This window comes from Methylobacterium sp. HJ2 (genome assembly GCF_056431005.1).
In genome coordinates this window covers 731,002-753,842 of the sequence record NZ_JBWJYM010000002.1, presented here as the reverse complement: position 1 = coordinate 753,842, position 22,841 = coordinate 731,002, and the positions used below count along the sequence as shown (strand labels likewise).

The following is a 22,841-nucleotide window of genomic DNA, read 5'->3' as shown; positions in this document are numbered from 1 at the left end:
ACGAAGCAACGACTTGAGAGAGCTCGGCCGAGCATGAGGGAAACGCGGGATCTCGGGATAAGTGCGACCGTTCCCGGTCGCTTCATCGCGAACGCGAGAGTCCACCCGCGTCCTGCAACCGAAGCCGAACGGGCGGCCACACGCGCATTCGCACGGACTGGCCCCGCGACGCGGTCGAGCCGTTCCGTGATCGATGGTTCGTCCCGTGCTGGGCTTCGAAGGGTGTCGCGTGCTCCGGAACCAGCGGCACGGCATCGGTCAGCGCTCGCCGGCCGACGCATGTCCGCTTGCTGACCTTAAGCTCAAGAGCAGCGTGGCACAGATCCGCCCGACCTTGCGGTGCAGGCCTGACCTCGAACGCCCGCGCCGCCGGCCGCCTGGACGGCGCTCACCAGTAGATCTGCAGGCGTGTGATGATCGTGTCGACCCCGAATGACGGGCGGCCGAGGGCGTCGGATTGGGTCTCGCTCGGCTGGACCCGCCCATGGATGTAGTTCGCGATCAGGCGCACATTCGGCTCGGGGTACCAGCTGAGGCCAAGGGTCACGTCCCGCTCCGAACCGGCACGAAACCCCCGCGCGTTGAGGTCGATGCTGCTGTAGCGGGCGGCTGCCTCGAAGATCCCGATCCCGCCCCGGGAGACCCGCTGACCGTCCGGAACGGTCACGCCCTTGAACGTCGCGTAGGTCGTGCCGCCTTGCGGTGTCATCGCGTAGCTGCGGCCTGCGCCGTTCAGCACTAAGCCCGCCTCGACATAGCCGCCTTGGAAACCGAGGACCGGCACTGGGCCACCCAGCCCCTCGAACCGCTCGATCGCGGCGTGGATGTACTCGGCTTGGAGCAGCCAGGGGCCGTTGCGATAGGCAAGCTCCGCCCCGATGCGGGTCGCTCGTGCAACGTCGGGCACGTCGCCGGTGTCGACGAAGGAGCGCGCGAACAAGGAGGCTTCGGCTTGGGTGGAGACGCTGAAAGCGTCGTCGCTCCGGGAGCGTTGGCGATAGATGCCAGCGAGCCCAAGATGCAGGGTCTCGTCCTGCTTCAGGACGGGCGCCACGGTGGCCCGTGCGGCCACCGCCACGCCGTCGCCGGAGATGCCGTTGCTGGCGGCATTGCCGAACACCCCCGCCGCCGCAGTCCAGGCCTGCCCGTGATGCCCGATCGCGAAGCCGAACCGGCGGTCCGGCACGAAGGCGTTGGCCAGCGAGCGCTCGGCGAACAGGGTGTCGTTGTTGCTTTGCAGCCATTCGAGGCTGAACGGCACCTTCATGTTGCCGAGCGTCAGGATCGTGTCCGGCAGCCCTTTCCAGGCTACGAAGGCGTCGTTGATCGGCAGAACGGGATCGGCAAAATCGTACTGGAAGGCGATCACCCAGTCGCGGCCGATCGTGAGCGTCGGTTCAATCCAGGAGCGGCGCACCGCGACATGGTCCGGGAACGCCTCGGGGAGGCCCGGCCGGCTGAACCGGGCTGCGCCGGCATCGATGTGCAGACGGCCGCCGATATTCAGCGTCACATCCGGGTCACGGAACGTGAGGGTCAGCCCCTTCTCATCGTAGCGCAACCGCTCGCCGTAGGGGCCGGCCATGCCTTCGAACGCGTCGTTCCCGGCGCTGGCAGGCGCCGCGAGAGCGAGGGAGATGGCCAGGAGGGCCGCAGCGCGGCGCGTTTTGATCACGGTGCCAGAGAGCAGTTCGCCCCGGCGGCGACAAGCACATGGGCTAACGGAGGCTCAAATCCCGACGATCGTGGCATGGCGGTCACGTCCCCATCCCGTTCGGACCGGCCGAAACCGGGCGGATTCTGTTTGCCTCTCGCTCACGTCTATGCCGCTACGCTGGCGGAGCACGGTGCGGCCCCAAGGAGATCACCCGCACCGTGCAGCGAGCGGCTCGCAGAGGCCGTCAGTCGGAGCGGGCGGCCTCCACCCGCTCTGCTGCCTGGACCCGCACGGCCACGCGTGAACGACAGCGCCGGGTTGGCAGGCGTCCGTCCTCCTCGCCTGCCGATAGGATCCGAAGCGGCCGTTCTGCTTACGGCCATCTCCGGTCCCCGCGGCGGGCACCGCTGAGTGGCTGGGTTGGGTGGATTTTTGCTCTTCTGCTTTTGAGAAGCAGAAACATGGAACCAGACGTTCGTTTGAATCCTTACGGGCTGCCGCTTCGCGCCATGAGCGGACATCGACTGCCCTCCCGAGAGCGGACCCGAAATGCTCTGCGACCCTGTGTAGGCCCGAGCCTCGGCTAAGGGCCGAAGCACGGCGTACACGGTAGGTTACGCACCGGATCAGGGATGACAGGTTGCTCATGTAATCGGGTGCACTTAACGATCGCCCTGATGAGCTGCGCCTCATCCAGAACGGAGAAGCGTTATGCCTCTCATCGGCAAGCGAGGAACCCCAGAGAACAGAAGGGTGTTCAGTGAAGCGAAGCGCAAGCTGGCTGAGTGGTCCGATAATGCGGACATACCGCAGCAACTTCGGCCGCAACTATTGGGCGGTCTAGAGAAGGTGATGCACACGCTTCCTGAAAGGCGTGAATGGTTCGAAGTTCAAAGCATCCTCATCGAGAAAAGCATAGGAGTATCGATTCGCTTAGAAGAGCCCCATTTTCGGGCGTTCACATCTCGCCGTGGAGTTGGAGTGACCACCATTGCGCCCGCTTGGAATGTTGGGTGGAGTCAGGTTCTAAGAAGGCCAGAGGTCTATGAGGTACTAAGCTGGTTCCTTCACTATGCGCGGCAGTACGTGCACAGGTCACGAGTCGCTGCCGTGCTAATGGAGGCATTAGAGCGGAACGGACAAGCTCTTCACCCGTTCGCAGCCGAGGCAATTTTTCAACGCTATAGTCCGATTCAGCCGATGACAACGGTTGGTGCGGTTCTCGATGAAGGGCGAGATCGGGCGCTCGGACAATGGGGTCGAAACTCAGGCCGGATACCTCAGGTGACTCAGACGGACTGGGCAGGCCGGAACACTCTGGACCCATCTCTCCATCTCGGAATCGCCCACCTTCTAAGAGCCGAGCAATTGCTCAAGAGTAACTTCGCACTCGAGGCGGTTGTCGCCTTCGATTGCGTCATCCAAGCCATGGCTGGGTATCTGAGCGTCCGGCAACCCAGTTCTGCCTCGCCTACCCGTGGCCAGGTCTGCCGCGAGCTAGGCTTGTCGAAAGCACGAGCAAGCGCAGCCGACTATGCCTACTTCATACGAAACAACTTCGGCGCTCATCCTCGCGGCTGGCGGTGGTGGGACGTAGACGAGATGCTGTCCGAGCAAATTTTGTTGGCTATTTCAGGTATGGCCCGCCGCGCCTTGCGAGCCGCTGCGGATAGGGAGCCTACCGCCCGCTTGGTTGATCCTGCCCCTACAGATTGGCCGGAATGGCTCCTCAAGAACTTCGTATCGATCTGGGAGGCTGTTTGGTTTCGCGAAATGGACGTCTCCGGCCATAGACCCTGAGGCCCTCCCGACCTCAAGCGCCCCGCAGCCGCGGTCCACCCCGCCATGCGCTTCCCGATCTATACCTTCGGGGCAGTGTTTGTGGATCTGCGTTCTAATGAACCTTACCTCAACGATGAATGCAAATCACTCATACCGGACGAGTTCTGGAGCTGAGAGTGGGCGCTGCCTCGGCGCCGATCGGCCATTTAACCGGAATCCGCCTCCGCGCCCGAAAAGCAAGCTATCAGATAAAGTTGGGTGTGCCGAATGGGTGGATGCGCCTTCGGCGCCGATCCACAGACTGCTTGAGAGCAGACCTCTTAGATTTCCGCAAAGGGTCAGGTCTTGCCGTTGAGCATCAATCGATTCTGTTCTGCTTTTGAGTGATGGTCTCAGCACCTGGTACGGTTGATTTGGATCGGAATGAGCGGGTCCGCTCCACATCCTCGAAGGGTGGATTTCCACTGGTCCGGTTCCGGGCGACGATGCACGCCATCGGCGCGATCCGGGGAGAGGCGGGACCCCACGGGCGCCCGGCAGGCGCCCGCTCCCATGCCGATGTCCGCGATCGTGCGACGCTCTCCGTCAGGGCTCCCAACGCGCCGGAGACCGGGCTCTTGTGCCCGACCCTGCGCCCCTATCCCAGGAGGCGGGCGAAGCGAGCCGGCGCACGGCGCCGTCGCTCCGCCGGACCCCGAGCCGGTCAGGCGGTCTGCATCGCACTCAGTTCCTGAAGGCCGCCGCCATCCGCATAGGCGAGGCGGAAGCTCGGGCGCGCCTTCCAGCGCTGCCAGAATCGGTCGAGCTGCTCGAAGCGCTCATCCAGCGGCGTCGCGACCGGGCCGAACTTCGAGAACGCGATCGCCGTGCACAGCGTGATGTCGGCGAAGGTCGGGTGAGCGCCGCCGAGGACCCAGTCCCGCCCATCCGACAGGTGTCGATCGACGAGGCCGGCATGAGAGAGCGCCTCCTTACGGCAATGCTCGCCCCATTGCGGGTTGCTGGTCAGTTCCAGCTTCGGCCCGAGCCCCTCGTGGCGAACGTGGAACAGCGTCGTGAGCCGGTACAGGATCTGCACCCAGATCCGGTCGTTCCACATCACGTCCTGCGCCTGCTCCAGCGCGCCTGCGCCCAGGATCTTGCGGCCCGGGAAGCTCTCGTCGAGGTAGCGCGCGATCGCGACGCTCTCGGCGAGATAACCGCCACCCGGCAGCTCAAGGGTCGGGGTCTCACCCCAGGGATTGCGCTTGAGGTGTCGCCAGCCGCGCTGCTCGCCGCCCGGTGCCATGTCGAGCACGCGCTCCTCGACATGCTGCGCGATACCCTTCTCGTGCATGAGCAGGCGCACCCGCTGCGGGTTCGGGAAGGCCGACGGCGAGGTGTAGAGGATAAGTCTGTCCATGATCCCTCAGCAGAGCGTGCTTCAGACGTTGTCACAGGTGGGTTGGTCTTGGGGATAGACCTGCGCGGCAGCGCTTCGAGCGGCCGTATTCTCAGGGTCATGCCAGCGTGCAGATCTTCGCCTTAGGGCCACGGTGGCGTTCCCTCGCCGCCTCGACGAAGCCGTCGAGGCCGGTCACGCCCTCATCCCCCGCGATGCCCGCTTTGTCGAGCCGCGGCTTGGCGGCGGCGCTGCGGCCGAACGCCTTCGCGGCGTCCGAAGCGCCACCGACGCCCGGGCTGGGTGGTTTCCTGCCCGTTGGCTTCCGGACGGCGCTGCATCGAAGCGGATCCTGCCAGTGCCGGCCGGCGTGCCCTACACGATCGCGGTCGGGCGCGAAACCGGCGGCAACGCCGAACTGCAACTTGCGACGATCCGCTCGCTGTCGCTGGCGCGGGCGGCGCTCGAAGCCCCTGCGTGGAGGGCCCGATACACGAGGTCACACGGCGAGACCCGGGGCACGTCGTCGCGACGCGGGAGCGACGGCCGCGCGGGCCGTCCCGGACCTCTCGGACGCCCTGTGACACAGCTGGACCCGCTTCGCGGCTGCTGAATGCCACGCCGATCGCGTCACTTTGCGGCTTAGGAACGACGCCGAAGGATCCGACTCATAGGCGTGTTGCTGTTCGCTCCCTGCGTCTCTGCGAAGCCCTCAGGGCCGGCCTGCTGTCTCGACGACCGCCACCCCAGGCTCCGTCCAGTCCCGCCAGATCGCGTAGAGCGCCGCCATCACGACCGGCCCGACGAAAAGGCCGACGAGCCCGAAGGTCTCGAGACCGCCCAGGATCCCGATCATGGTCCAGACCAGCGGCATCCGCGCGGCCCCACCGATGAGGGCTGGCTGGACGACGTTGTCGCCAGCCAGCATGACGGCGGCTCCCCACCCGAAGAGGCTGGCCGCATCGAACCATGCGTCACGCTGGATCACCAGCACCAGCGCCGCGGCCGTGAAGGCAATCCAGGCGCCGAAGGGCAACATCGCGAACGCGACCGTCAGAAGCGTGAAGAGCCCAGCCTGAGGCAGCCCGACGACCCAGTAGCCGAAGCCGATCAGCAATCCCTCCCCGAGGGCGACCAACACCGTTCCGTTCACGACGCCCCGGATCGCAAAGGCCAATCGCTCGAACAGCCGCTCGCCCGGATTTCCAAGCCACGCTTCAGACAGGCAGAGCACGCGCGTTCCGGCCTTCCCTTCGTCCCGGAGGAGCGCGAAGAGAGTGAGGAAGGTCACGAACGCCAGGAGCGCGCGATAGGCGATCTCTCCGCCGAAGCTGCGCATCCAAGCCGCCCAGGCTTCGAAGTTCATCTCTGCGACGAGCGCCTGCAATCCTGCCGGGTCGCTGACGTGGGACCGCCACCAGCGATCCACGTGCTCGCCCAGGATAGGAAGGCGCGTCAGCCATTCCGGCATCGCGATGCCGCTCTGCTGGACGCGGGCGATCCATCCGAGAACGGCCTGTCCTTCCCGGCCGATCTCGGCGGCGGCCAGCAACACAGGCGTCATCAGCACGGCTGCGCTCAAGAGGGTGACCAGAGCGGGGACGAGCCAACCGCGGGGCGTCCCGGCTCGCCGCGCCTTCCTGTAGAGAGGCCAGATCGCAACGGCGATGATGACGGCCCAGACCACCGCGGCCAGATAGGAGCGTGCCGTCCAGAGCGCGACAACGAGCACGGCTGCCGCGAGGCATGCCCTGCGCCTGCGGCGAGCAGGGTCCCCCGTCACGGGAGGTTCGACCGGATGCGTCGGTGCCTGGACGTCCAAGGGTTCTGCCCTCCGCGCGTTGCTACATCGGGGCGGACGGACAGGCGCCTATCCGGTATCGCCCTTAGGATTGACCCAGCGGCCGAGCCGGTGGCGAGAGGGCTCCTTGGGAGCCGTCCGGGTTGGGGCGTGACTTTGCGTCATCGGTTGCAGGCTCGGATCAATCAGACTCCTCGACCGAGCGTCACGGCCTTTCCTGAGATCCACTGCGATCAGCCCGTGAGATCGCGCTCGCGACCCGCGAATGGGTCGACCGGTTCAACGCCGGCCGCTTGCGCGAACCCATCGGCCCTGTGCCTCCTGCCGGGCCGAAGCGCGCCACGTCACCCAGGTCGAGGCGCGAATCTCGGCCGCCTGACCCGAACCGAATGGCCCCCGGGAAACCCGAGGCGGTTCAGCGTCGGGCAGGCGTGGTCGGTGCCGTTCTTTGCCCGAGCAGGCGCTCATCGGATCTCGTGCTGCCGGAGCCAAGCTCGGAGGGTCTGGGTGTTGACCGCGCCGGCGCGCCGGGCGAGCTCGTCGCCCCTCCAGAACAGGATCATCGTCGGAATGCTGCGGATGCCGTATCGCGCCGCCAACCCCTGCTCCGCCTCGGTATCGACCTTCAGGAACCGGAATTCGGGCTCAAGCTCGCCGGAGAGCTGCTCGAAGACGGGAGCCATGGCTTTGCAGGGACCGCACCATTCGGCCCAGAAATCGACCACGACCGGGATGTCGTTCCTTTGGATATGCTGGTCGAAATGGGCGGCGCCGACCGAAACGGGATGCCCCGTGAACAGCGCCAGCTTGCACCGCCCGCATCGCGCCGCCTTGGCCGGCTTGGAGAGGGGGACGCGGTTGATGCTCGCACAATGCGGACAGACGATATGGCGTCCCATCTCGCTCATCGGTTGCTGTCCCCGGCTCAACCATCGTCCCGTCGACGGGCCGCATTTCCTCGTGAACGGTCCATCGAAACATCAGCCGACCTCTGGAGCCGCACCCGACCACTTCGGGTTTAGGCACGGCTCGAAGCCCGTGTTCTGAAGCGCGCGACAACGATGAACCGGCGTCCCCTTCGTCGGCCTGCGCTCGAGAATCACGCGCTCGGTCAACCTGGCGGCGCTCCCGCAAGCGGCCGGACAACACCTGTCGGTCTAGGCCGGTTGAGCCATCGCGGGGCTTGGTCGATCATGGCGGTGTTCGCGGAGCCTGAAGGCGAGCACCAGCAGGGCGATGCCCAGGACAAAGGCGTAGATCCCGATCCACCACGTCAGCACCACGGCGCCCGCGAGCGGAGCCAAGACGAGGATGGTGCCGAAGGCGATCGATGCCACGCCGCCGAGCGCCAGCCACCACCGTCCATGATCCCGCTTGAGGCGGACCGCCGCAGCCAGCATGGCACCTCCCGAGATGATGGACCACGCCGCCGTGATCGCCACGAACACCAGGGCGGTGATGCCGGGCCACGTGGCAGCCAGCACCCCGGTGAGGATGTTGACGACGCCTCCGAAGAAGAGGGCGCCCCAGCGCCTCCTGTGCCGCGCCGCCCTCAGCGACGCGACGATGGCGAAGACGCCGTCCACCAGCATATAGGCGGCGAAGAGCAGGATCAGCGAGATCAGGGTCGAGACTGGCATCGCGAGCGCCAGGATGGCGAACGCGATTGCCAGCACGCCCCGAAGGGCCACCACCCACCAGTTCTGGGCCAGCGCGTGGTTCAAGGCATCGATCTCGCCCGCAGTCCAACCGAGGCCTGAGGGTTGTGAGCTTGCACCGGCCATGGGTGTCCTCCTCGTTCGGCGTGTGCGGGACGGACCAGCCTCTGGTCCGGTCTGTCAGTGCGGCAGGGTCTGTTCGGGCGTCTTGTCCTGCTGGGTCTTGTCCTGCTGGCTTGTCTCGGCGCCGTTCTGACTGAGGGAGCCCGGGGATGCGGCGGCCCGATCGGCGCCGGCACCCCGCACCTGCACGCGGCGCGACCGTTGCTGAGCCTCGGTCTTGGGGAGCGTGATCGTGAGCACCCCATTCTCGACGCGCGCCTCGACCTGGTCGGGATCGATGCGGAACGGCAGCGCGAGCGCACGCTGGAACGTGCCGAAGACGCGCTCACTCACGTGAACGTTCTGTCGATCGTCCTGATGCTCGGTCTCCTTGACGGCGCGAACGATCAAGGTGTCGTCATCGATCACCACCTCGACATCCGCCTCGCGAGCGCCGGGCACCTCGACGGTGATGCGCACCGCGCGCTCCGTCTCGGCTATGTTGATGTCCGGCACGAGGATCGTGGCCGCGGAGTGGTTGGCGGCACCGGCAGCCCCACCGCTTGCTCCCGATGCGTCCTCAAGCAGGCGGTTCATGTCGTGGTAGAGGGCGAGAAACGGCGTCAACAGCGGGTTCGGCATGCCGCGCCTGATCGAACCGCCCGAACGCGGAAAGGCGACGAGTCCTCGGGACATGGCGTGGATCCTCCGTGGCGGATGGGTCGCCTTCGGCCCGGTGTGCGTCCGCTGCCGAGGCTGCGCGATCTCATCGGACTAGCCGATCATGCGCACCGCAGCCCTGACGCCTATCAGTTTGCCGTGATGTTCGACGCCGCGCGTTCCCTCCGCACTCTGCCGACGGGCGGTCGCAGCGACGTCCCTCAGATCTCGAGACAGATCTTGCCGAAATGGCGGTTGCTCTCCTGATGGCGGAACGCCTCGACGAGATGGTCGAGCGGGTAGCGGCTGTCGACCACCGGCCGCAGCCCGCAGGCCTCGATCCCGCGGACCATCTCGATCTGGTGGCGGCGGCTGCCGACCAGCACGCCCTGCAGGCGGATCTGCCGCAGGAGCGCCGGCACGAGCGGCAGCTCGGCCGCCATCCCCGACAGGATGCCGATCACCGAGATGTGGCCGGCGACCCGCACGGCGACCATGGATTGCTCCAGCGTCGCCGGCCCGCCGACATCGAGGACGTGGTCGACCCCGCGTCCGTCCGTCAGCCGGCGGGCGGTCTCGCCCCAGGCCGGATCGGCGCGATAGTTGATGACGTGGTCGGCGCCGAGCGCTCGCAGGCGCTCCAGCTTCGCGTCGCTGGACGAGGTGGCGATCACCGTGGCCCCCGCCGCCTTGGCGAATTGCAGCCCGAACAGCGACGTGCCGCCCGTGCCCTGCACCAGCACGACGTCGCCGCTCTTCAGGCCGGCATCGGCGTGGAGCGCCCGCCACGCGGTGAGGGCGGCCGTGGTCAGCGTCGCTGCCTCGGTGTGGTCCCAGCCGCGGGGGGCGTGGGTGAAGGCCGTCGCAGGCGCCGTGACCCGCTCCCGCGCGTAGCCGTCGACCCCGTCGCCCGGCACGGTGGCGAAGCCCACGACCTGCGGCGTGCCCTCCAGCCAGGTCGGGAAGAACGTGCTGACAACCCGGTCGCCCACGGCGAACTCAGCTGGGCCGGGCCCCACGGCCTCGACGTCGCCGGCGCCGTCGGACATCGGGATGCGCGGCTCACTCGGTCCCCACAGACCGCTGACCACGGCGTAGTCGTGATAGTTGAGAGAGCTCGCCCGCAGGCGGACCGTGATCTCGCCGGGACCCGCCTCCGGCACGGGACGCTCGCCGAAGGTCACCTTCTCGAAGCCGCCGCCCGGTTGGACGATGACGGCCCGGGCTGTCGATCCGGTCATGATACACCTGCCTTCTCACGTCCGTGATGCCACCCGTTTCGGGCCTCGAAGCCGCCGGCCCGTCGTCCTCAGCCGGGGGACCGGGTCCGATAAGGACCCGGCTCCCGGGGGCGTCAGCCGCGTCGAGAGACTGCGCCCGCCCGGCCGGCCCGCCATGACGGCAATCAGCAAACGGCACGATTCCGTCAGCCCCGCAGGGCTGCCGCGAAGTCGGCGATGTCCAATTCGAGTTCGTCGCTCAATCGGATCTGCAGAACAGGCGAGACAAGATCGAGGAGCGCACGGCCCGTGGAGGCCCTGGACCCTGGGCGGATCACGAGCGTGAGGCGCGATCCGCCGCCGTCCAAGGCGTCGATCATGAAATCCCGGTCGAAGGAGCGGTCGGAACTCGCGACCCACAGCCGGAAGCGATGCGGGCGGGTGAATTCGATCACCTCCGACTCGAGGATGGCATCGGCGCCAAGGAGAATCCGGCGCTCGCGCAGGCGTGACCCCATGCCCAAGGCACCCTCGGTCACGAGTTCCGCGCTCTCCACGGACCGCAAAACGAGAGGCCACTCCACCGCGTTCGAGATCAGGCCGAATACCTTCGCGGGTGAAGCAACCAGTGTCCTGCTCGCTTGGATCTGCATGGCTCACCCCAGGAGAGCGTGATGCGGCAATGCGAGGCAATGCCCCGCCAAGGCCGGTCTCGTCGCCTGGAACGGTGGGACGGATCGTCCGTCGTGCCCATGACGGGCGTCAGAAAATGGACACGGGCGGCCTCGGGACCCGCCGATCGCGCGGGGACTGACGCCCGTCAGGGCGGTCCCGGCAAGGGCCTGCTCAGGTAGCGGAGCCCGGCCTCGCACGGCCTGGAGCCGCCGAGGTCCGAGCCGCTGAGGCTATGGCGAGATGATGCACATCGACATCCCCGAATTGCAGGAGTTCAAGGCACTGGCGACGGCGCGAGGCGGCGTGTTCGTGTCGCTCTATCTGCCGACTTCGCCCCTGCACCCGGATGCCAACCGCATCGCCTTCAAGGATCTCGCCAAGGATGCGATTTCGCAGTTGCGCGAAGCCGACGCCTCGGAACGCATCATCGATGATCTCGAACGACAGTTCGGCGTTCTATCGGGCAGAATCCAGAAGAGCCTCGATGACAACAAGTACCGGCTCAGCGGCGCGGATCCGCTCGCATCGGTGGAGGAGTTCTGGAAATCGCAAGCGCACGGTCTTGGAGTGCTCACGCGGCCAGAGACGAAGTCCATGCATACGTACCGCTTGCCGATCCGGCCGAAGCCCCTCGCCGAGGTCGCCGACCGGTTCCACCTCGCTCCGCTGATCCGGACGATGACGTCGCCGCTGGAGATTCTCGTTCTCGCCATTTCGGAAGGCGGGGCGCGGCTTCTCGACGTGGTCGTGAACATGCCGCCGGCGCGGGTCCCTCTTGCCCATCTCTCCGAGGATCCTGCGGAGACCCTTGGCCGGCCCTCGCTCCACGTGCGGGCCCCGCGCCGCCGCCTTCAGAACCTCGAGGGCGAGAAGATTCTGGAAGCGCAGTATGCGCGACAGGTGGACCGTGCGGTTGGGGACGCGCTTGCGGGTCGCTCGACACCGATGGTCCTGGCCGCGGCGGAGCCCATGCGCAGCATCTTCCGCAACGTGAACACGTATCCGCATCTCATCGCGGAGTGCATCGCGGGCAACCCGGACCACCGCAGCGACGCGCAGCTCGGCGACGCTGCACTCCCGATCCTCGATCGCCTCTACCGGGCCGAAGTGAAAGGCATCCTCGCCCTCTACGACGAGTTGAAGCCCTATCGGGCCACCAGCGACGTCTCGCATGCGGCTCATGCCGCGACAGCGGCAGCTGTCGACCGGCTCGTCGTCGATCTCGACCGCGTGATCCCAGGCCTCGTCAGCGATATCGACGGCAGCGTGACGTACGCCACGTCCGACGACGCCGAAACCTATTCGGTTCTCGATGAAGTGGCCCGACGTGCCCTCTGCACCGACGCCCGAGTCGTGTGCGCGCGGAGCGAGGAGATGCCGGCCGGACACGCCCTGGCGGCGATCCTGCGTTACGCTTTCTGAGGCGCCAGGACACCGTGCGCCCGGCGCGCTTCACGCCTGCGAACCGCCTGAAGGTCGTCCGACGCTGACGGACATCAGGGCCTGCGGTGGCGCCGTGCCTATGTTCGGAGCCCGAGCGGGGAGTCCGCCGCGGGCGGAGGGCTTCCGGATCGCGCAACACGGGCGGCCTGGCCATGTCGGCCGGAATGCGTCCGAAGGAGGCACTCCATGGAAGACACGGCGACCCTCTCGCGAACGCGCGGCCCGGCGCAATCCACGGATACGGACGCGCTGTTCCAGCCCTACCGGCTGGGCCCGCTCGAACTTCCGCATCGCATCGTCATGGCACCCCTCACGCGTTCGCGCGCGCGATTACCGGGTGCCGTGCCGGGTGCCCTCACGGCCTGCTACTACGCGCAGCGCGCGTCCGCGGCGCTCATCGTGGGCGAGGCGACACAGATCTCGATGCAGGGGCAGGGTTACGCCTGGACGCCCGGCATCCACAGCGGCGAGCAGGTTGAGGCGTGGCGCCGCGTCACCGGAGCCGTGCACGAGTCCGGCGGTCGCATCGTCTGCCAGTTGTGGCATGTCGGTCGGATCTCGCATCCGGCCCTGCAGCCCGACACCATGCTGCCCGTCGCCCCATCCGCCATCACCCCGCAGGGCAAGGCCTTCATCGAGAACGAGCGGGGTGAAGGGGCGCTCGTCCCCTTCGTCCGACCGCGTGCCCTGACTCTCGAAGAGATGCCCTATATCGTGGCGCAGTACGAGCGCGCGGCGAGGAACGCCCTGTCCGCGGACTTCGACGGGATCGAGATCCATGCCGCGAACGGCTATCTGCTCGACCAGTTCATAGAGAGCAGCACGAACCGTCGTTCCGACACGTATGGCGGTTCCGTGGAGAACAGGACGCGACTGCTTCTGGAGGTTGCCGAGGCCCTCTCTCGGATCTGGGGACCCGACCGTATCGGCGTCCGGATCTCGCCGCTCGGCACGATGAACGACATCAGCGACGACGACCCGGAGACCACCTTCGGCTATCTCGTCGAGCGGCTTGCCGAATTCGGCTTCGCCTATCTCCACTTGGTCAATCCGGCCACGGCGCAGATGCAGGACGGGGCGCCTCCCGATCAGCGGTCTCTCGCCCTCGTCAAACTGATCCGCGAGCGGTTCCGGGGGACGCTGATCGCCGCCGGAGGGTTCGACGCCGAGACCGCTGCGCAATGGATCCGCGCGGGAAGGGCCGACCTCATCGCGTTCGGCCGCAAGTTCATCGCGAACCCCGATCTGCCGGAGAGATTGCGCGCCGGCGCCCCGCTCAACGCCGACGACCCGACCACCTATTACGGCGGCGGCGAGAAGGGCTACACGGATTATCCGTGTCTCGCGCAGGACCGCGGCGAGCAGCCCGGCGCGTGCGTCGATCGGAGCTGGAGATGACCCCCTGAGGACAGGCGACCGTGCCGCGAGGGGTATCGTCGCGGCGGGTCGCACGGCGCCGGGCAGCAACGCGGCGCAGAACCGCGTCCGCCTCGGAGACCGTCAGCGCCCGAAGTCCGCCCGCGCCAAGCCTCGATAGACGCCAAGTTTCGACCGACGCCAAGCCTCGACAGACACCAAGCCTCGACAGACACCAAGTCTCGACCGACGCGGCCACCAATCGCGCGTGCGTCTGACGCGGATCAATGTGCAAGGTCCATTTCGGAAGCAGCATCTCGGGCGAAGTGGCTGTCCACGGCACCGGTCACTGTATCGGTCGAACGCCGTGTCCAGCGCCCTTGCCAGGGAGTCTTCCCATGCCCCGTTATCGCCACGTCCGACCTGACGCAGCTCGGCAGGAAACCCCGGCCAACGACGCCGGTCACCCAGTTCCCCGGCTTCCCGGCTTGGGGCGAGCAGGCCAAGCGCGCCTTCCCGTCGTTGCGATGCTCGTGGCGGGTGCCGTGTTTGGGGGCGGGATCGCGCATGTCGGGGTCGCAACACCGGCGCTGTCCCAGGTCGTCCGCCTCCTGAGCGTCGACGTAAAAGAAGTCGCGAAGGGCTGGCGCACGACGAAACTGCACGGCAGCGCCGTCGTCAACGACAAGGATGAGAAGATCGGCACCATCGACGACATGGTCATTGGGAAGGACAAGGTCCTGTTTGTCGTCCTACAGGTCGGAGGATTCCTCGGATTGGGCGGTCACCTGATCGCAATGCCTTTCGATCAACTGAGATTCGATGACGAGAAAGGAAAAGTCGTGCTGCCTGGTGCCAGCAAGGATGAGCTGAGGAAACTGCCGGAGTTCCACTACTTGACGTGACGCGTCGCGGCGCGACGCCTGATTGAAACCACATGGTGGCGCCGGCTCTCCTTGCGACGAAGGAGCCAGATGGAGGCACGCTGAAGCGCACTTGGATTGCACGGGGATGCCCGTGCGAGCACGCAAAGCCATGCTCGGTCGGACGAATTCAGATCCCCGTCATCAGCCGAACCGACTCATCAAGGACACTGACGATGACATTCCGTCCGTTACACGACCGGGTCGTCCTCAGGCGCGTCAGTGCCGAGGAGAAGACCAAAGGCGGCATCATCATCCCCGACGTGGCGCAAGAAAAGCCCCAGGAGGGTGAGATCATCGCCGTCGGTCCGGGGATACGCGACGACAACGGACATATCATGGCGCTCGACGTCAAGCCTGGCGACAGAATCATCTTCGGAAAATGGTCCGGAACTGAAATGGTTCTCGATGGTGAAGATGTCTTGGTTATGAAAGAATCCGATATCATGGGCATCATAGAAGATTAGACCGAGCCGCTCCGTGAAAGAAGGATGGAAAAATTCGCTTTGAAGACTGGTTTTATGGAGCAGGGTCATGGCGGCCAAGGAAGTCAAATTTTCCGTCACGGCGCGCGACAAGATGCTGCGCGGCGTCGACATCCTCGCGGATGCGGTGAAGGTGACGCTCGGCCCGAAGGGCCGCAACGTCGTGATCGAGAAGAGCTTCGGCGCGCCCCGCATCACCAAGGACGGTGTCACGGTCGCCAAGGAGATCGAGCTCGCCGACAAGTTCGAGAACATGGGCGCCCAGATGGTGCGCGAAGTGGCCTCGAAGACCAACGAGGTCGCGGGTGACGGCACCACCACCGCGACCGTGCTGGCCCAGGCCATCGTGCGCGAGGGCGCCAAGTTCGTCGCCGCCGGCATCAACCCGATGGACCTGAAGCGCGGCATCGACCTCGCGACCCAGGCCGTCGTCGAGGATCTGAAGAAGAGCGCGCGCAAGGTCACCAAGAACGACGAGATCGCGCAGATCGGCACGGTTTCAGCCAACGGCGACAAGGAGATCGGCGAGATGATCGCCCATGCCATGCAGACGGTGGGCAACGAGGGCGTCATCACGGTCGAGGAGGCCAAGACCGCCGAGACCACGCTCGACGTCGTCGAGGGCATGCAGTTCGACCGCGGCTATAGTTCACCCTACTTCGTCACCAACGCGGAGAAGATGGTCGCCGAACTCGAGGATCCCTACATCCTCATCCACGAGAAGAAGCTCTCCTCGCTCCAGGCGATGCTGCCCGTGCTCGAGGCCGTGGTGCAGACCGGCAAGCCGCTGCTGATCATCGCCGAGGACATCGAGGGCGAGGCGCTCGCCACCCTCGTGGTGAACAAGCTTCGCGGCGGCCTCAAGGTCGCGGCCGTGAAGGCGCCGGGCTTCGGTGATCGCCGCAAGGCGATGCTCGAGGACATCGCCGTCCTCACCAAGGGCCAGATGATCGCCGAGGACCTCGGCATCAAGCTCGAGAACGTGTCGCTCCCCATGCTCGGCCGCGCCAAGCGCGTGCGCATCGAGAAGGAGAACACCACGATCATCGACGGCACCGGCGAGAAGGCGGACATCGAGGCCCGCGTCGCGCAGATCAAGGCGCAGATCGAGGAGACCACCTCGGACTACGACCGTGAGAAGCTGCAGGAGCGTCTGGCCAAGCTCGCGGGCGGCGTCGCGGTGATCCGCGTCGGTGGTTTGACCGAGGTCGAGGTGAAGGAGAAGAGGGACCGGGTGGAGGATGCCCTGCACGCCACCCGCGCGGCGGTCGAGGAAGGCATCGTCCCCGGCGGCGGCCTGGCACTGCTCCGGGCAAAGGAGGTGGCCCGCAGCCTGAAGACCGACAACAACGACGTGCAATCCGGCATCAAGATCGTGCTGAAGGCGCTCGAGGCCCCGATCCGTCAGATCGCCCAGAACGCCGGCGTCGAGGGCTCGATCGTGGTCGGCAAGGTCATGGACAGCACGTCACCGACATTCGGCTTCGACGCCCAGACCGAGGAGTACGTCGACATGATCGAGGCCGGGATCGTCGATCCCGTGAAGGTCGTGCGCACCGCCCTTCAGGACGCGGCCTCCGTCGCCGGCCTCCTCGTCACCACCGAGGCGATGATCGCCCAAGCGCCGATCAAGGACCCACCGCCATCCATGCCCGGCGGGGGCATGGATGGTGGAATGGGGGGGATGGACTTCTGATTCTGCTCGGCCACATGGTTTTCTATGTGCCCGCTACCGCTCGCCCTCTCTCGATGTAGGGGCGCGAGTCGCTGCGCTGACCGGCACCGCATCCAGTCGCTGCGCTTCCATCGGATGCCCGTGCCGCTGCTTTACGGGCCCGCCTTTCGTGAGTGCCTGACTTGAGCCGGCGCGGCACTGGTCCGGCGGGCTTCGGCCGTAGGGCGTGGGAGACGGCGCTATCCCGTTCGGCGGCCCCGGTTCTCGGCGGCCGCATCCGAGAGAACGGTGTGCAGTTGCGCCACAACGGCCGCACCCTCTCCGATTGCGCCGCCGACGCGCTTGACGGAGCCCGAGCGGACGTCGCCCACCGCGAAGACGCCGGGGATGCTCGATTCGAGGGGAAGCGGACGCCCTGATGGCCCCCCCGCACCGGCGTCTTGCGCCGGATCACGGGTGCCCGTTCGGATGAACTGCTTCTGATCGAGGGCGATCCCGGAGCCCTTCAGCCAGCCGGTCGCAGGATCGGCACCGATCATCAGGAAGACATTGCGGATCGGCTTCTCCGTCTCCTCTCCGGTCGGCCTGTGCCGCCAGCGCACGCGCTCCAATTGCCGCTCCGCCGATCCCGAAACCGAGACGATCTCCGTCTCGGTCAGGACCTCGATGTTCTCCGTGGCCTCGATCCGGTCGATGAGATAGCGGGACATGCTGTCCGCCAAGCTGGGCCCGCGCACCAGCATCCACACCTTGGCCGCAAAATCGCGCAGGAAGACGGCGGCCTGCCCCGCGGAGTTGCCGCCGCCCACCAGGATGGCCTCCTGCCGTTGGCACAAGCGCGCTTCGATCGGGGACGCCCAATACCAGACGCCATGACCCTCGAAGGCCTGGAGATGCGGAATGTCGGGCCGCCGGTAACGAGCGCCGCTGGCAACGACGGCGCTGCGTGCGTGTATGCGGCGCCCGTCGGACAATTCGAGCCCGAGGCCATCGCTGGCGGAATCGAACCTCACGACCTCGCTCGGAATGACAACATGCGCGCCGAATTTCTGCGCCTGGACCCAGGCGCGGCCGGTGAGGACCTGGCCCGGAATGCCCATGGGAAAACCGAGATAATTCTCGATCCGTGCGCTTGCGCCAGCTTGGCCGCCGAAGGCGTGGGCCTCGAGAACGATGACCGACAGGCCTTCGGATGCGGCATAGACAGCCGTCGAGAGGCCGGCCGGGCCGGCGCCGATAACGGCAACGTCATAGGTGCGGCCGGGCTGATCGATCGGCGTCATGCCCAGGCTGCGTGCCAGCTCGGCCTCGCTGGGATTCTTGAGTACAGAGCCGTTGGGACAGACCGACAAGGGGAGGTCCGCCGGCTTGGCGTCATATTGTTCGACCAGCGTGGCGGCATCACGGTCTTGGGTGGGATCGAGCACTGAGTGCGGATAGGCGTTCCGGGACAGGAAGTTCTCCAGCCGGATCATGTCCCCGCTCAAGGCAGGCCCGAGCAGGACCGGGCCGCCGGCGCCGGTCTCGATCAATGCGACCCGGCGCAGGATCAGGGCCCGCATGATCCTGTCGCCGAGTTCCGCTTCGGCAATCAGGAGCACACGAAGGTTCTCGCAGGGGATCAGCACGGTCTCGAGGTCGCTCACGGCCACGACATCGACGAGCGCCGCGCGGCCCGCCAACTGTCCCACCTCAGCCACGAACTCGCCGGCGTCCTGCGTCGTGATCGGCGCAAGATGCCCCAGTGGGTCGTGGCGCCTGACTTCCACGGAGCCGGACACGAGGACGAACATGCCCGGTGAGGTGTCGCCGGTCACGAACAGCGCATCGCCGGCCGCGTAATGCCGCTCTTGACCGAACCGACGAAGACGACCGATTTCCGCAGGACTCAGTTTCGGGAACATCTGGTCGCGGCAGCTATCGATCATCGACATGGTCGAGCCTCAGCGCAGTTTCGAAGACGTCGTCTTGCGGCGCTCACGCCCAGGCGCCCTTGACCGAGCGCGCGTCCAGTGGCGGGTGACGCGGCGCATGCTGAACGGTGAGCCACTGATCCGTCGTGAATGCCTCGATCACCCACGCGCCGTTGAAGCGGCCGATCCCGGAATTCTTCTCGCCACCGAATGGACTGTTCGGAAGATCGATGACCGGCTGGTCGTTGATATGCACCATGCCGATCTGAAGGCGCCGGGCAAACCGCTCGCCGCGTTCGAGATCGCGGGTGAAGACACTTCCGGACAACCCATGTTCCGAGTCATTGGCAAGTCTGAGCGCGTCGTCCTCGCCGCGGGCGCGCATGACCGGTGCGACGGGGCCGAAGATCTCGTTCCGCGCCAACGGCATGTCGGAGGTGACATCGGCGAAGACATGGGGCGGCAGAACGAGGCCCTGTGCCTCTCCGCCCACCAGCTGTCGTGCGCCGGACGCGCGCGCCTCGTCGATGCGCTGGCGCAGACCTTTCAGCTGCTGTTCGTTGATGATCGGGCCGATCATCGTGTCGGATTCCTCAGGATTGCCCACCTTGAGTGGGTCGAAGTCCGTATAGGGCTGTGGGGCTGCGACTTGCCGAACCGATGCAGGGTTCATGGGGCAACCCTCGTCTTGGACCGTGCGGCGTTGGCAGACGTGAGACTGGGGCCGGTGCGGAGCCTGCGCCCTGACCGGCGTCAGTTCCGACCTTGAATGGCGCATCCGTCGAGGGGTCCGCCGACCGCGTGCGCTGACGGGGGCAGAGAATTCACACGGCGCGTGATGCGTGGAAGCCTGAGCGTAAGCCTCGCTGAACTCGTGTCATCGGCTGATCAGCTCGCGCTGCGATACGGGAAATACCGTAGAGATCATCCTTATATCATTGCGACGGACTGAGTATGCTAGTGATTCCTGACAAACAGCTTCAGGTCAGGAGAGCGCGATGCGAGCAGTCGTCTATAATGGCCCCCGCGACGTCGCCGTGCAGGACGTGCCCGACGCGCGGATCGAGCGGCCGACCGACGTGCTGGTGCGAATCACGAGCACCAACATCTGCGGCTCCGACCTGCACATGTACGAGGGCCGGACCGATTTCCCGCGCGGGGGCGTGTTCGGGCATGAGAACCTCGGCCAGGTGGCCGAGATCGGCAAAGCCGTCGATCGGGTCAAGGTCGGGGACTGGGTGGCCATCCCCTTCAACATCGGCTGCGGCTTCTGCAAGAACTGCGAGCGCGGCCTGAGCGCGTTCTGCCTCACCACCGCCGATCGCAGCGTCCTGCCGAACATGGCCGGCGCCGCCTACGGCTTCGCCGATATGGGGCCGTATCGGGGTGGGCAGGCCGACCTGCTGCGCGTCCCCTACGGCGACTACAATTGCCTGAAGCTGCCCCCGGATGCCGAGGAGCGGCAGAACGAGTATGTGATGCTGGCCGACATCTTCCCGACCGGCTGGCACGCCACCGAGCTTGCGGGGCTGCGTCCCGGCGAGTCGATCGTCATCTACGGGGCCGGCCCGGTCGGCCTGATGGCGGCCCACGCGGCGATGATCAAGGGCGCCTGCATGGTGATGGTCGTCGATCGCCATCCCGACCGGCTGCGCCTGGCGGAGTCGATCGGCGCCCGGCCCATCGACGACTCCAAGGGCTCCCCGGTGGATCAGGTGCTCGAACTGACGAACGGCATCGGGGCCGATCGCGGCTGCGAGTGCGTCGGCTACCAGGCGCATGATCCGCAAGGTCACGAGCACCCCAACATGACCATGAACGACCTGGTCAAATCGGTGAAGTTCACCGGCGGCATCGGCGTGGTCGGCGTCTTCACGCCCCAGGATCCGGCCCCGCAGGACCCGCTCTACAAGCAGGGCGAGATCGTGTTCGACCACGGCCTGTTCTGGTTCAAGGGTCAGACGATCGGCGTCGGCCAGTGCAACGTGAAGGCCTATAACCGGCAGCTGCGCGACCTCATCTCGACCGGCCGCGCAAAGCCGGCCTTCATCGTCTCGCACGAGCTTCCGCTCAAAGAGGCCCCGAAGGCCTACCGGCACTTCGACGCGCGCGACGCGGGCTGGACCAAGGTGATCCTCAAGCCCGCCGCCTGACCGGACCGGCCCGCCCAGCCACCGTGCCACGCCGGGCGGGCAGCCGCGCGCCCGGTCGAGCCGCCATCGCGCCGGACGGGCGCGCGCGTGAGGACGCCATGCCGATCTACGCCTACGCCTGCGACGCGTGCGGGCCGTTCACGACCCTGCGGCCCATGGCGCAGTTCCGGGACCCGTGTGCCTGCCCGGATTGCGGCGCGGGGGCGACCCGGACACTCCTGAGCGCACCGGCCATCGTCGGCGGCCCTGCGGGGGGCCGCGCCGCCTTCGCGGCCACCGAGCCGAGCGCGCTCGACTCGCGCTCGGCGTCGGCGGCCCATCCCGCCGGCTGCGGCTGCTGCATGCGCCGGTCGCCGATCCCGGGTGCCCTGTCCTCGACCGGCCGCGTCTTCTCGTCGAACGGCCCGCTGCCTCGGAGCGGGCGTTGAGCAGCGTCCGAGGCGCCGGAGCGGCCCCGGGGACGTAGCCTGGACCCGATTGTCGAGGCCGCGAACCTCGGCCGACGCAGGCAGCGTTTCCCCTGGGTCAGGCCGGCTCCCGATGCGGTCGCGTCTTGGGCCTCTCGGCAACCCCAGCCTACGGGAAACAGGAACCCGCCGATCATGCAGAGAAAAGTCCTCGTCGCCGGCGCCCAGGGCGTCATCGGTCGGGCGGCGGCCATCCGCCTCGCTGCGCAGCCCGACACGACGGTGCTGGGTCTCTCCCGTCGGACCGAGCCGTCCATCCCGAACGTCGAAGCCGTCTCCTTCGACCTGCTCGACCCCGCACGGGTCCGGCAGAGCCTCGGCGGCGTCCGCGACGTCACCCACATCGTGTTCGGGGCCTACATCGAGAAGCCGACCCCGGCAGAAAAGAGCACCGTCAACGTCGCGATCCTGCGCAACCTGCTCGACGTCGTCGAGGAGACCTCGCCGGGCCTGCGGCACGTCACGCTCTACCAGGGCGGCAAGGCCTACGGCTCCGATCTCGGCCCGTTCAAGACGCCCGCCCGCGAGGACGACCCGCGCCTGATGCCGCCGAACTTCTACTATGACCAGGAGGATCTCCTGCGCGAGCGCCGGAAGGGGAAGGACTGGTCGTTCACGGCTCTCCGGCCCGAGGCGGTCTGCGGCTTCGCCATCGGCAACCCGATGAACCTGCTCACCGTCATCGCCGTCTATGCGGCCATCTCGAAGGAGCTCGGCATCCCGCTTCGCTTCCCCGGGACCGAGGCCGCCTACAGGGCCCTCTATCAGGTCAGCTCGGCCGAGATCCTGGCCGAGGCCACCGACTGGGCCGGGACGGCGCCCGCTGCGCGAAACGAGATCTTCAACATCACCAACGGCGACTATTTCCGCTGGCAGCACATGTGGCCGCGGATCGCACGCCTGTTCGGCATGGCGTGGGCCGATCCGGTCCCGATGCCGCTGGCGACCTACATGGCCGACAAGCGGCCGCTCTGGGACAGGATGACCGAGCGCTACGGATTGCAGCCGATCCCCTACGACAAGGTGGCCTCGTGGCCGTTCGGCGACTTCATCTTCGCCAGCGGCTTCGACAACATCAGCAGCACGATCAAGGCTCGTCAGGCCGGCTTCCATGCCTGCATCGACACCGAGGACATGTTCCGGAACCAGTTCCGGCAGCTGAGCGACCTGAAGGTCATTCCGCCCGTCGCCTGAGATCCTGCATCGCCCGTCAGGACGGAGGCCGAACATGCCCCGCTTCGAGAAGCGGGTCGTCCCCTGGCATCGCCGACGATCGGACCATGAGCGTCTCCAACGCCGCCACGGGGGCCGCGACGAACCTGACCCGGTCGCCGGCGCTTGCGCTGGGCGACAAGGGTGTCCAAGTGCCAGCATCGTGGTGGGGGCGCGCGACGAGGAGCAGCGCATCGAGGCCATCGGTGCGCTGGGTTGGAGCCTCTCAGCCGGACAGGGCGCACGGCGCGACGCGGCCGGCGACGTTCCTCCTGCCC

At 66.8% G+C, this 22,841-nt stretch carries 20 protein-coding genes; 9 read left to right on the top strand and 11 right to left on the bottom strand.

What is annotated here, in order from left to right; genetic code table 11:
• Positions 1–388: 388 nt before the first annotated feature.
• Positions 389–1,675 (bottom strand): OprO/OprP family phosphate-selective porin, encoded by a 1,287-nt coding sequence (locus tag ACS5RC_RS08190; RefSeq protein ID WP_478343323.1) that lies wholly within the window; start codon positions 1,673–1,675, stop codon positions 389–391.
• Positions 1,676–2,368: 693 nt separating this feature from the next.
• Between ACS5RC_RS08190 and ACS5RC_RS08185 the strand changes: the two genes are divergently transcribed.
• Complete coding sequence (locus tag ACS5RC_RS08185) at positions 2,369–3,457, top strand: hypothetical protein (RefSeq protein WP_478343322.1); 1,089 nt, start codon at positions 2,369–2,371, stop codon at positions 3,455–3,457.
• A 685-nt stretch (positions 3,458–4,142) separates the two neighbouring features.
• On the opposite strand, the gene ACS5RC_RS08180 is transcribed toward ACS5RC_RS08185, so the two are convergent.
• The 8 genes from ACS5RC_RS08180 to ACS5RC_RS08145 all read right to left on the bottom strand — a co-directional run bounded on the left by ACS5RC_RS08180 (position 4,143) and on the right by ACS5RC_RS08145 (position 10,914).
• Positions 4,143–4,841 carry a glutathione S-transferase family protein gene (locus ACS5RC_RS08180; RefSeq protein WP_478343321.1) on the bottom strand — a complete coding sequence of 233 codons (699 nt, stop codon included), beginning with the start codon at positions 4,839–4,841 and terminating at the stop codon, positions 4,143–4,145.
• A gap of 97 nt (positions 4,842–4,938) precedes the next feature.
• Positions 4,939–5,244, bottom strand: a complete 306-nt coding sequence (locus ACS5RC_RS08175) for a hypothetical protein (protein ID WP_478343320.1) — start codon at positions 5,242–5,244, stop codon at positions 4,939–4,941.
• 288 nt (positions 5,245–5,532) lie between these two features.
• Complete coding sequence (locus ACS5RC_RS08170) at positions 5,533–6,642, bottom strand: AI-2E family transporter (protein ID WP_478343319.1); 1,110 nt, start codon at positions 6,640–6,642, stop codon at positions 5,533–5,535.
• 443 nt (positions 6,643–7,085) lie between these two features.
• Positions 7,086–7,529 (bottom strand): thioredoxin TrxC, encoded by a 444-nt coding sequence (gene trxC, locus ACS5RC_RS08165; RefSeq protein WP_478343318.1) that lies wholly within the window; start codon positions 7,527–7,529, stop codon positions 7,086–7,088.
• 249 nt (positions 7,530–7,778) lie between these two features.
• Complete coding sequence (locus tag ACS5RC_RS08160; RefSeq protein ID WP_478343317.1) at positions 7,779–8,405, bottom strand: HdeD family acid-resistance protein; 627 nt, start codon at positions 8,403–8,405, stop codon at positions 7,779–7,781.
• 54 nt (positions 8,406–8,459) lie between these two features.
• Positions 8,460–9,077, bottom strand: a complete 618-nt coding sequence (locus ACS5RC_RS08155) for an Hsp20/alpha crystallin family protein (protein ID WP_478343316.1) — start codon at positions 9,075–9,077, stop codon at positions 8,460–8,462.
• A 185-nt stretch (positions 9,078–9,262) separates the two neighbouring features.
• On the bottom strand, positions 9,263–10,282 hold the full coding sequence (locus ACS5RC_RS08150) for a zinc-dependent alcohol dehydrogenase family protein (RefSeq protein WP_478343315.1): 1,020 nt from the start codon (positions 10,280–10,282) through the stop codon (positions 9,263–9,265).
• Positions 10,283–10,467: 185 nt separating this feature from the next.
• Positions 10,468–10,914: an SRPBCC family protein gene (locus ACS5RC_RS08145; protein ID WP_478343314.1), complete on the bottom strand. Its 447-nt coding sequence runs from the start codon at positions 10,912–10,914 to the stop codon at positions 10,468–10,470.
• A gap of 262 nt (positions 10,915–11,176) precedes the next feature.
• Between ACS5RC_RS08145 and ACS5RC_RS08140 the strand changes: the two genes are divergently transcribed.
• The 5 genes from ACS5RC_RS08140 (at position 11,177) to groL (ending at position 16,839) form a co-directional block, all read left to right on the top strand.
• Positions 11,177–12,358: a baeRF11 domain-containing protein gene (locus ACS5RC_RS08140; protein WP_478343313.1), complete on the top strand. Its 1,182-nt coding sequence runs from the start codon at positions 11,177–11,179 to the stop codon at positions 12,356–12,358.
• 207 nt (positions 12,359–12,565) lie between these two features.
• On the top strand, positions 12,566–13,777 hold the full coding sequence (locus tag ACS5RC_RS08135; protein WP_478343312.1) for an alkene reductase: 1,212 nt from the start codon (positions 12,566–12,568) through the stop codon (positions 13,775–13,777).
• A 356-nt stretch (positions 13,778–14,133) separates the two neighbouring features.
• Positions 14,134–14,640, top strand: a complete 507-nt coding sequence (locus ACS5RC_RS08130) for a PRC-barrel domain-containing protein (protein WP_478343311.1) — start codon at positions 14,134–14,136, stop codon at positions 14,638–14,640.
• Between the two features lie 194 nt (positions 14,641–14,834).
• Complete coding sequence (locus tag ACS5RC_RS08125) at positions 14,835–15,125, top strand: co-chaperone GroES (RefSeq protein ID WP_478343310.1); 291 nt, start codon at positions 14,835–14,837, stop codon at positions 15,123–15,125.
• A 67-nt stretch (positions 15,126–15,192) separates the two neighbouring features.
• Complete coding sequence (groL, locus tag ACS5RC_RS08120) at positions 15,193–16,839, top strand: chaperonin GroEL (RefSeq protein ID WP_478343309.1); 1,647 nt, start codon at positions 15,193–15,195, stop codon at positions 16,837–16,839.
• Positions 16,840–17,057: 218 nt separating this feature from the next.
• On the opposite strand, the gene ACS5RC_RS08115 is transcribed toward groL, so the two are convergent.
• Both ACS5RC_RS08115 and ACS5RC_RS08110 read right to left on the bottom strand, forming a co-directional pair.
• Positions 17,058–18,752 (bottom strand): FAD-dependent oxidoreductase, encoded by a 1,695-nt coding sequence (locus tag ACS5RC_RS08115; protein ID WP_478343308.1) that lies wholly within the window; start codon positions 18,750–18,752, stop codon positions 17,058–17,060.
• A gap of 43 nt (positions 18,753–18,795) precedes the next feature.
• Complete coding sequence (locus ACS5RC_RS08110) at positions 18,796–19,404, bottom strand: aldehyde dehydrogenase family protein (RefSeq protein ID WP_478343307.1); 609 nt, start codon at positions 19,402–19,404, stop codon at positions 18,796–18,798.
• Positions 19,405–19,729: 325 nt separating this feature from the next.
• On the opposite strand from ACS5RC_RS08110, the gene ACS5RC_RS08105 reads away from it, so the two are divergent.
• From ACS5RC_RS08105 to ACS5RC_RS08095, 3 genes are all read left to right on the top strand, one after another.
• Complete coding sequence (locus tag ACS5RC_RS08105; RefSeq protein WP_478343306.1) at positions 19,730–20,884, top strand: glutathione-independent formaldehyde dehydrogenase; 1,155 nt, start codon at positions 19,730–19,732, stop codon at positions 20,882–20,884.
• A gap of 98 nt (positions 20,885–20,982) precedes the next feature.
• On the top strand, positions 20,983–21,312 hold the full coding sequence (locus ACS5RC_RS08100) for an FmdB family zinc ribbon protein (RefSeq protein WP_478343305.1): 330 nt from the start codon (positions 20,983–20,985) through the stop codon (positions 21,310–21,312).
• Positions 21,313–21,486: 174 nt separating this feature from the next.
• On the top strand, positions 21,487–22,545 hold the full coding sequence (locus tag ACS5RC_RS08095; protein ID WP_478343304.1) for an SDR family oxidoreductase: 1,059 nt from the start codon (positions 21,487–21,489) through the stop codon (positions 22,543–22,545).
• The last annotated feature ends 296 nt before the right edge of the window (positions 22,546–22,841 follow it).

Bases quoted from the DNA above. Each gene is read 5' to 3' on its own strand.
- ACS5RC_RS08100 (WP_478343305.1), top strand. From the start codon at position 20,983: ATGCCGATCTACGCCTACGCCTGCGACGCGTGCGGGCCGTTCACGACC.
- ACS5RC_RS08145 (WP_478343314.1), bottom strand. From the start codon at position 10,914: ATGCAGATCCAAGCGAGCAGGACACTGGTTGCTTCACCCGCGAAGGTA.
- ACS5RC_RS08155 (WP_478343316.1), bottom strand. From the start codon at position 9,077: ATGTCCCGAGGACTCGTCGCCTTTCCGCGTTCGGGCGGTTCGATCAGG.
- groL (WP_478343309.1), top strand. From the start codon at position 15,193: ATGGCGGCCAAGGAAGTCAAATTTTCCGTCACGGCGCGCGACAAGATG.
- ACS5RC_RS08095 (WP_478343304.1), top strand. From the start codon at position 21,487: ATGCAGAGAAAAGTCCTCGTCGCCGGCGCCCAGGGCGTCATCGGTCGG.
- ACS5RC_RS08185 (WP_478343322.1), top strand. From the start codon at position 2,369: ATGCCTCTCATCGGCAAGCGAGGAACCCCAGAGAACAGAAGGGTGTTC.
- ACS5RC_RS08150 (WP_478343315.1), bottom strand. From the start codon at position 10,282: ATGACCGGATCGACAGCCCGGGCCGTCATCGTCCAACCGGGCGGCGGC.
- ACS5RC_RS08160 (WP_478343317.1), bottom strand. From the start codon at position 8,405: ATGGCCGGTGCAAGCTCACAACCCTCAGGCCTCGGTTGGACTGCGGGC.
- ACS5RC_RS08105 (WP_478343306.1), top strand. From the start codon at position 19,730: ATGCGAGCAGTCGTCTATAATGGCCCCCGCGACGTCGCCGTGCAGGAC.
- ACS5RC_RS08135 (WP_478343312.1), top strand. From the start codon at position 12,566: ATGGAAGACACGGCGACCCTCTCGCGAACGCGCGGCCCGGCGCAATCC.
- ACS5RC_RS08130 (WP_478343311.1), top strand. From the start codon at position 14,134: ATGCCCCGTTATCGCCACGTCCGACCTGACGCAGCTCGGCAGGAAACC.
- ACS5RC_RS08140 (WP_478343313.1), top strand. From the start codon at position 11,177: ATGATGCACATCGACATCCCCGAATTGCAGGAGTTCAAGGCACTGGCG.
- ACS5RC_RS08110 (WP_478343307.1), bottom strand. From the start codon at position 19,404: ATGAACCCTGCATCGGTTCGGCAAGTCGCAGCCCCACAGCCCTATACG.
- trxC (WP_478343318.1), bottom strand. From the start codon at position 7,529: ATGAGCGAGATGGGACGCCATATCGTCTGTCCGCATTGTGCGAGCATC.
- ACS5RC_RS08180 (WP_478343321.1), bottom strand. From the start codon at position 4,841: ATGGACAGACTTATCCTCTACACCTCGCCGTCGGCCTTCCCGAACCCG.
- ACS5RC_RS08125 (WP_478343310.1), top strand. From the start codon at position 14,835: ATGACATTCCGTCCGTTACACGACCGGGTCGTCCTCAGGCGCGTCAGT.
- ACS5RC_RS08115 (WP_478343308.1), bottom strand. From the start codon at position 18,752: ATGTCGATGATCGATAGCTGCCGCGACCAGATGTTCCCGAAACTGAGT.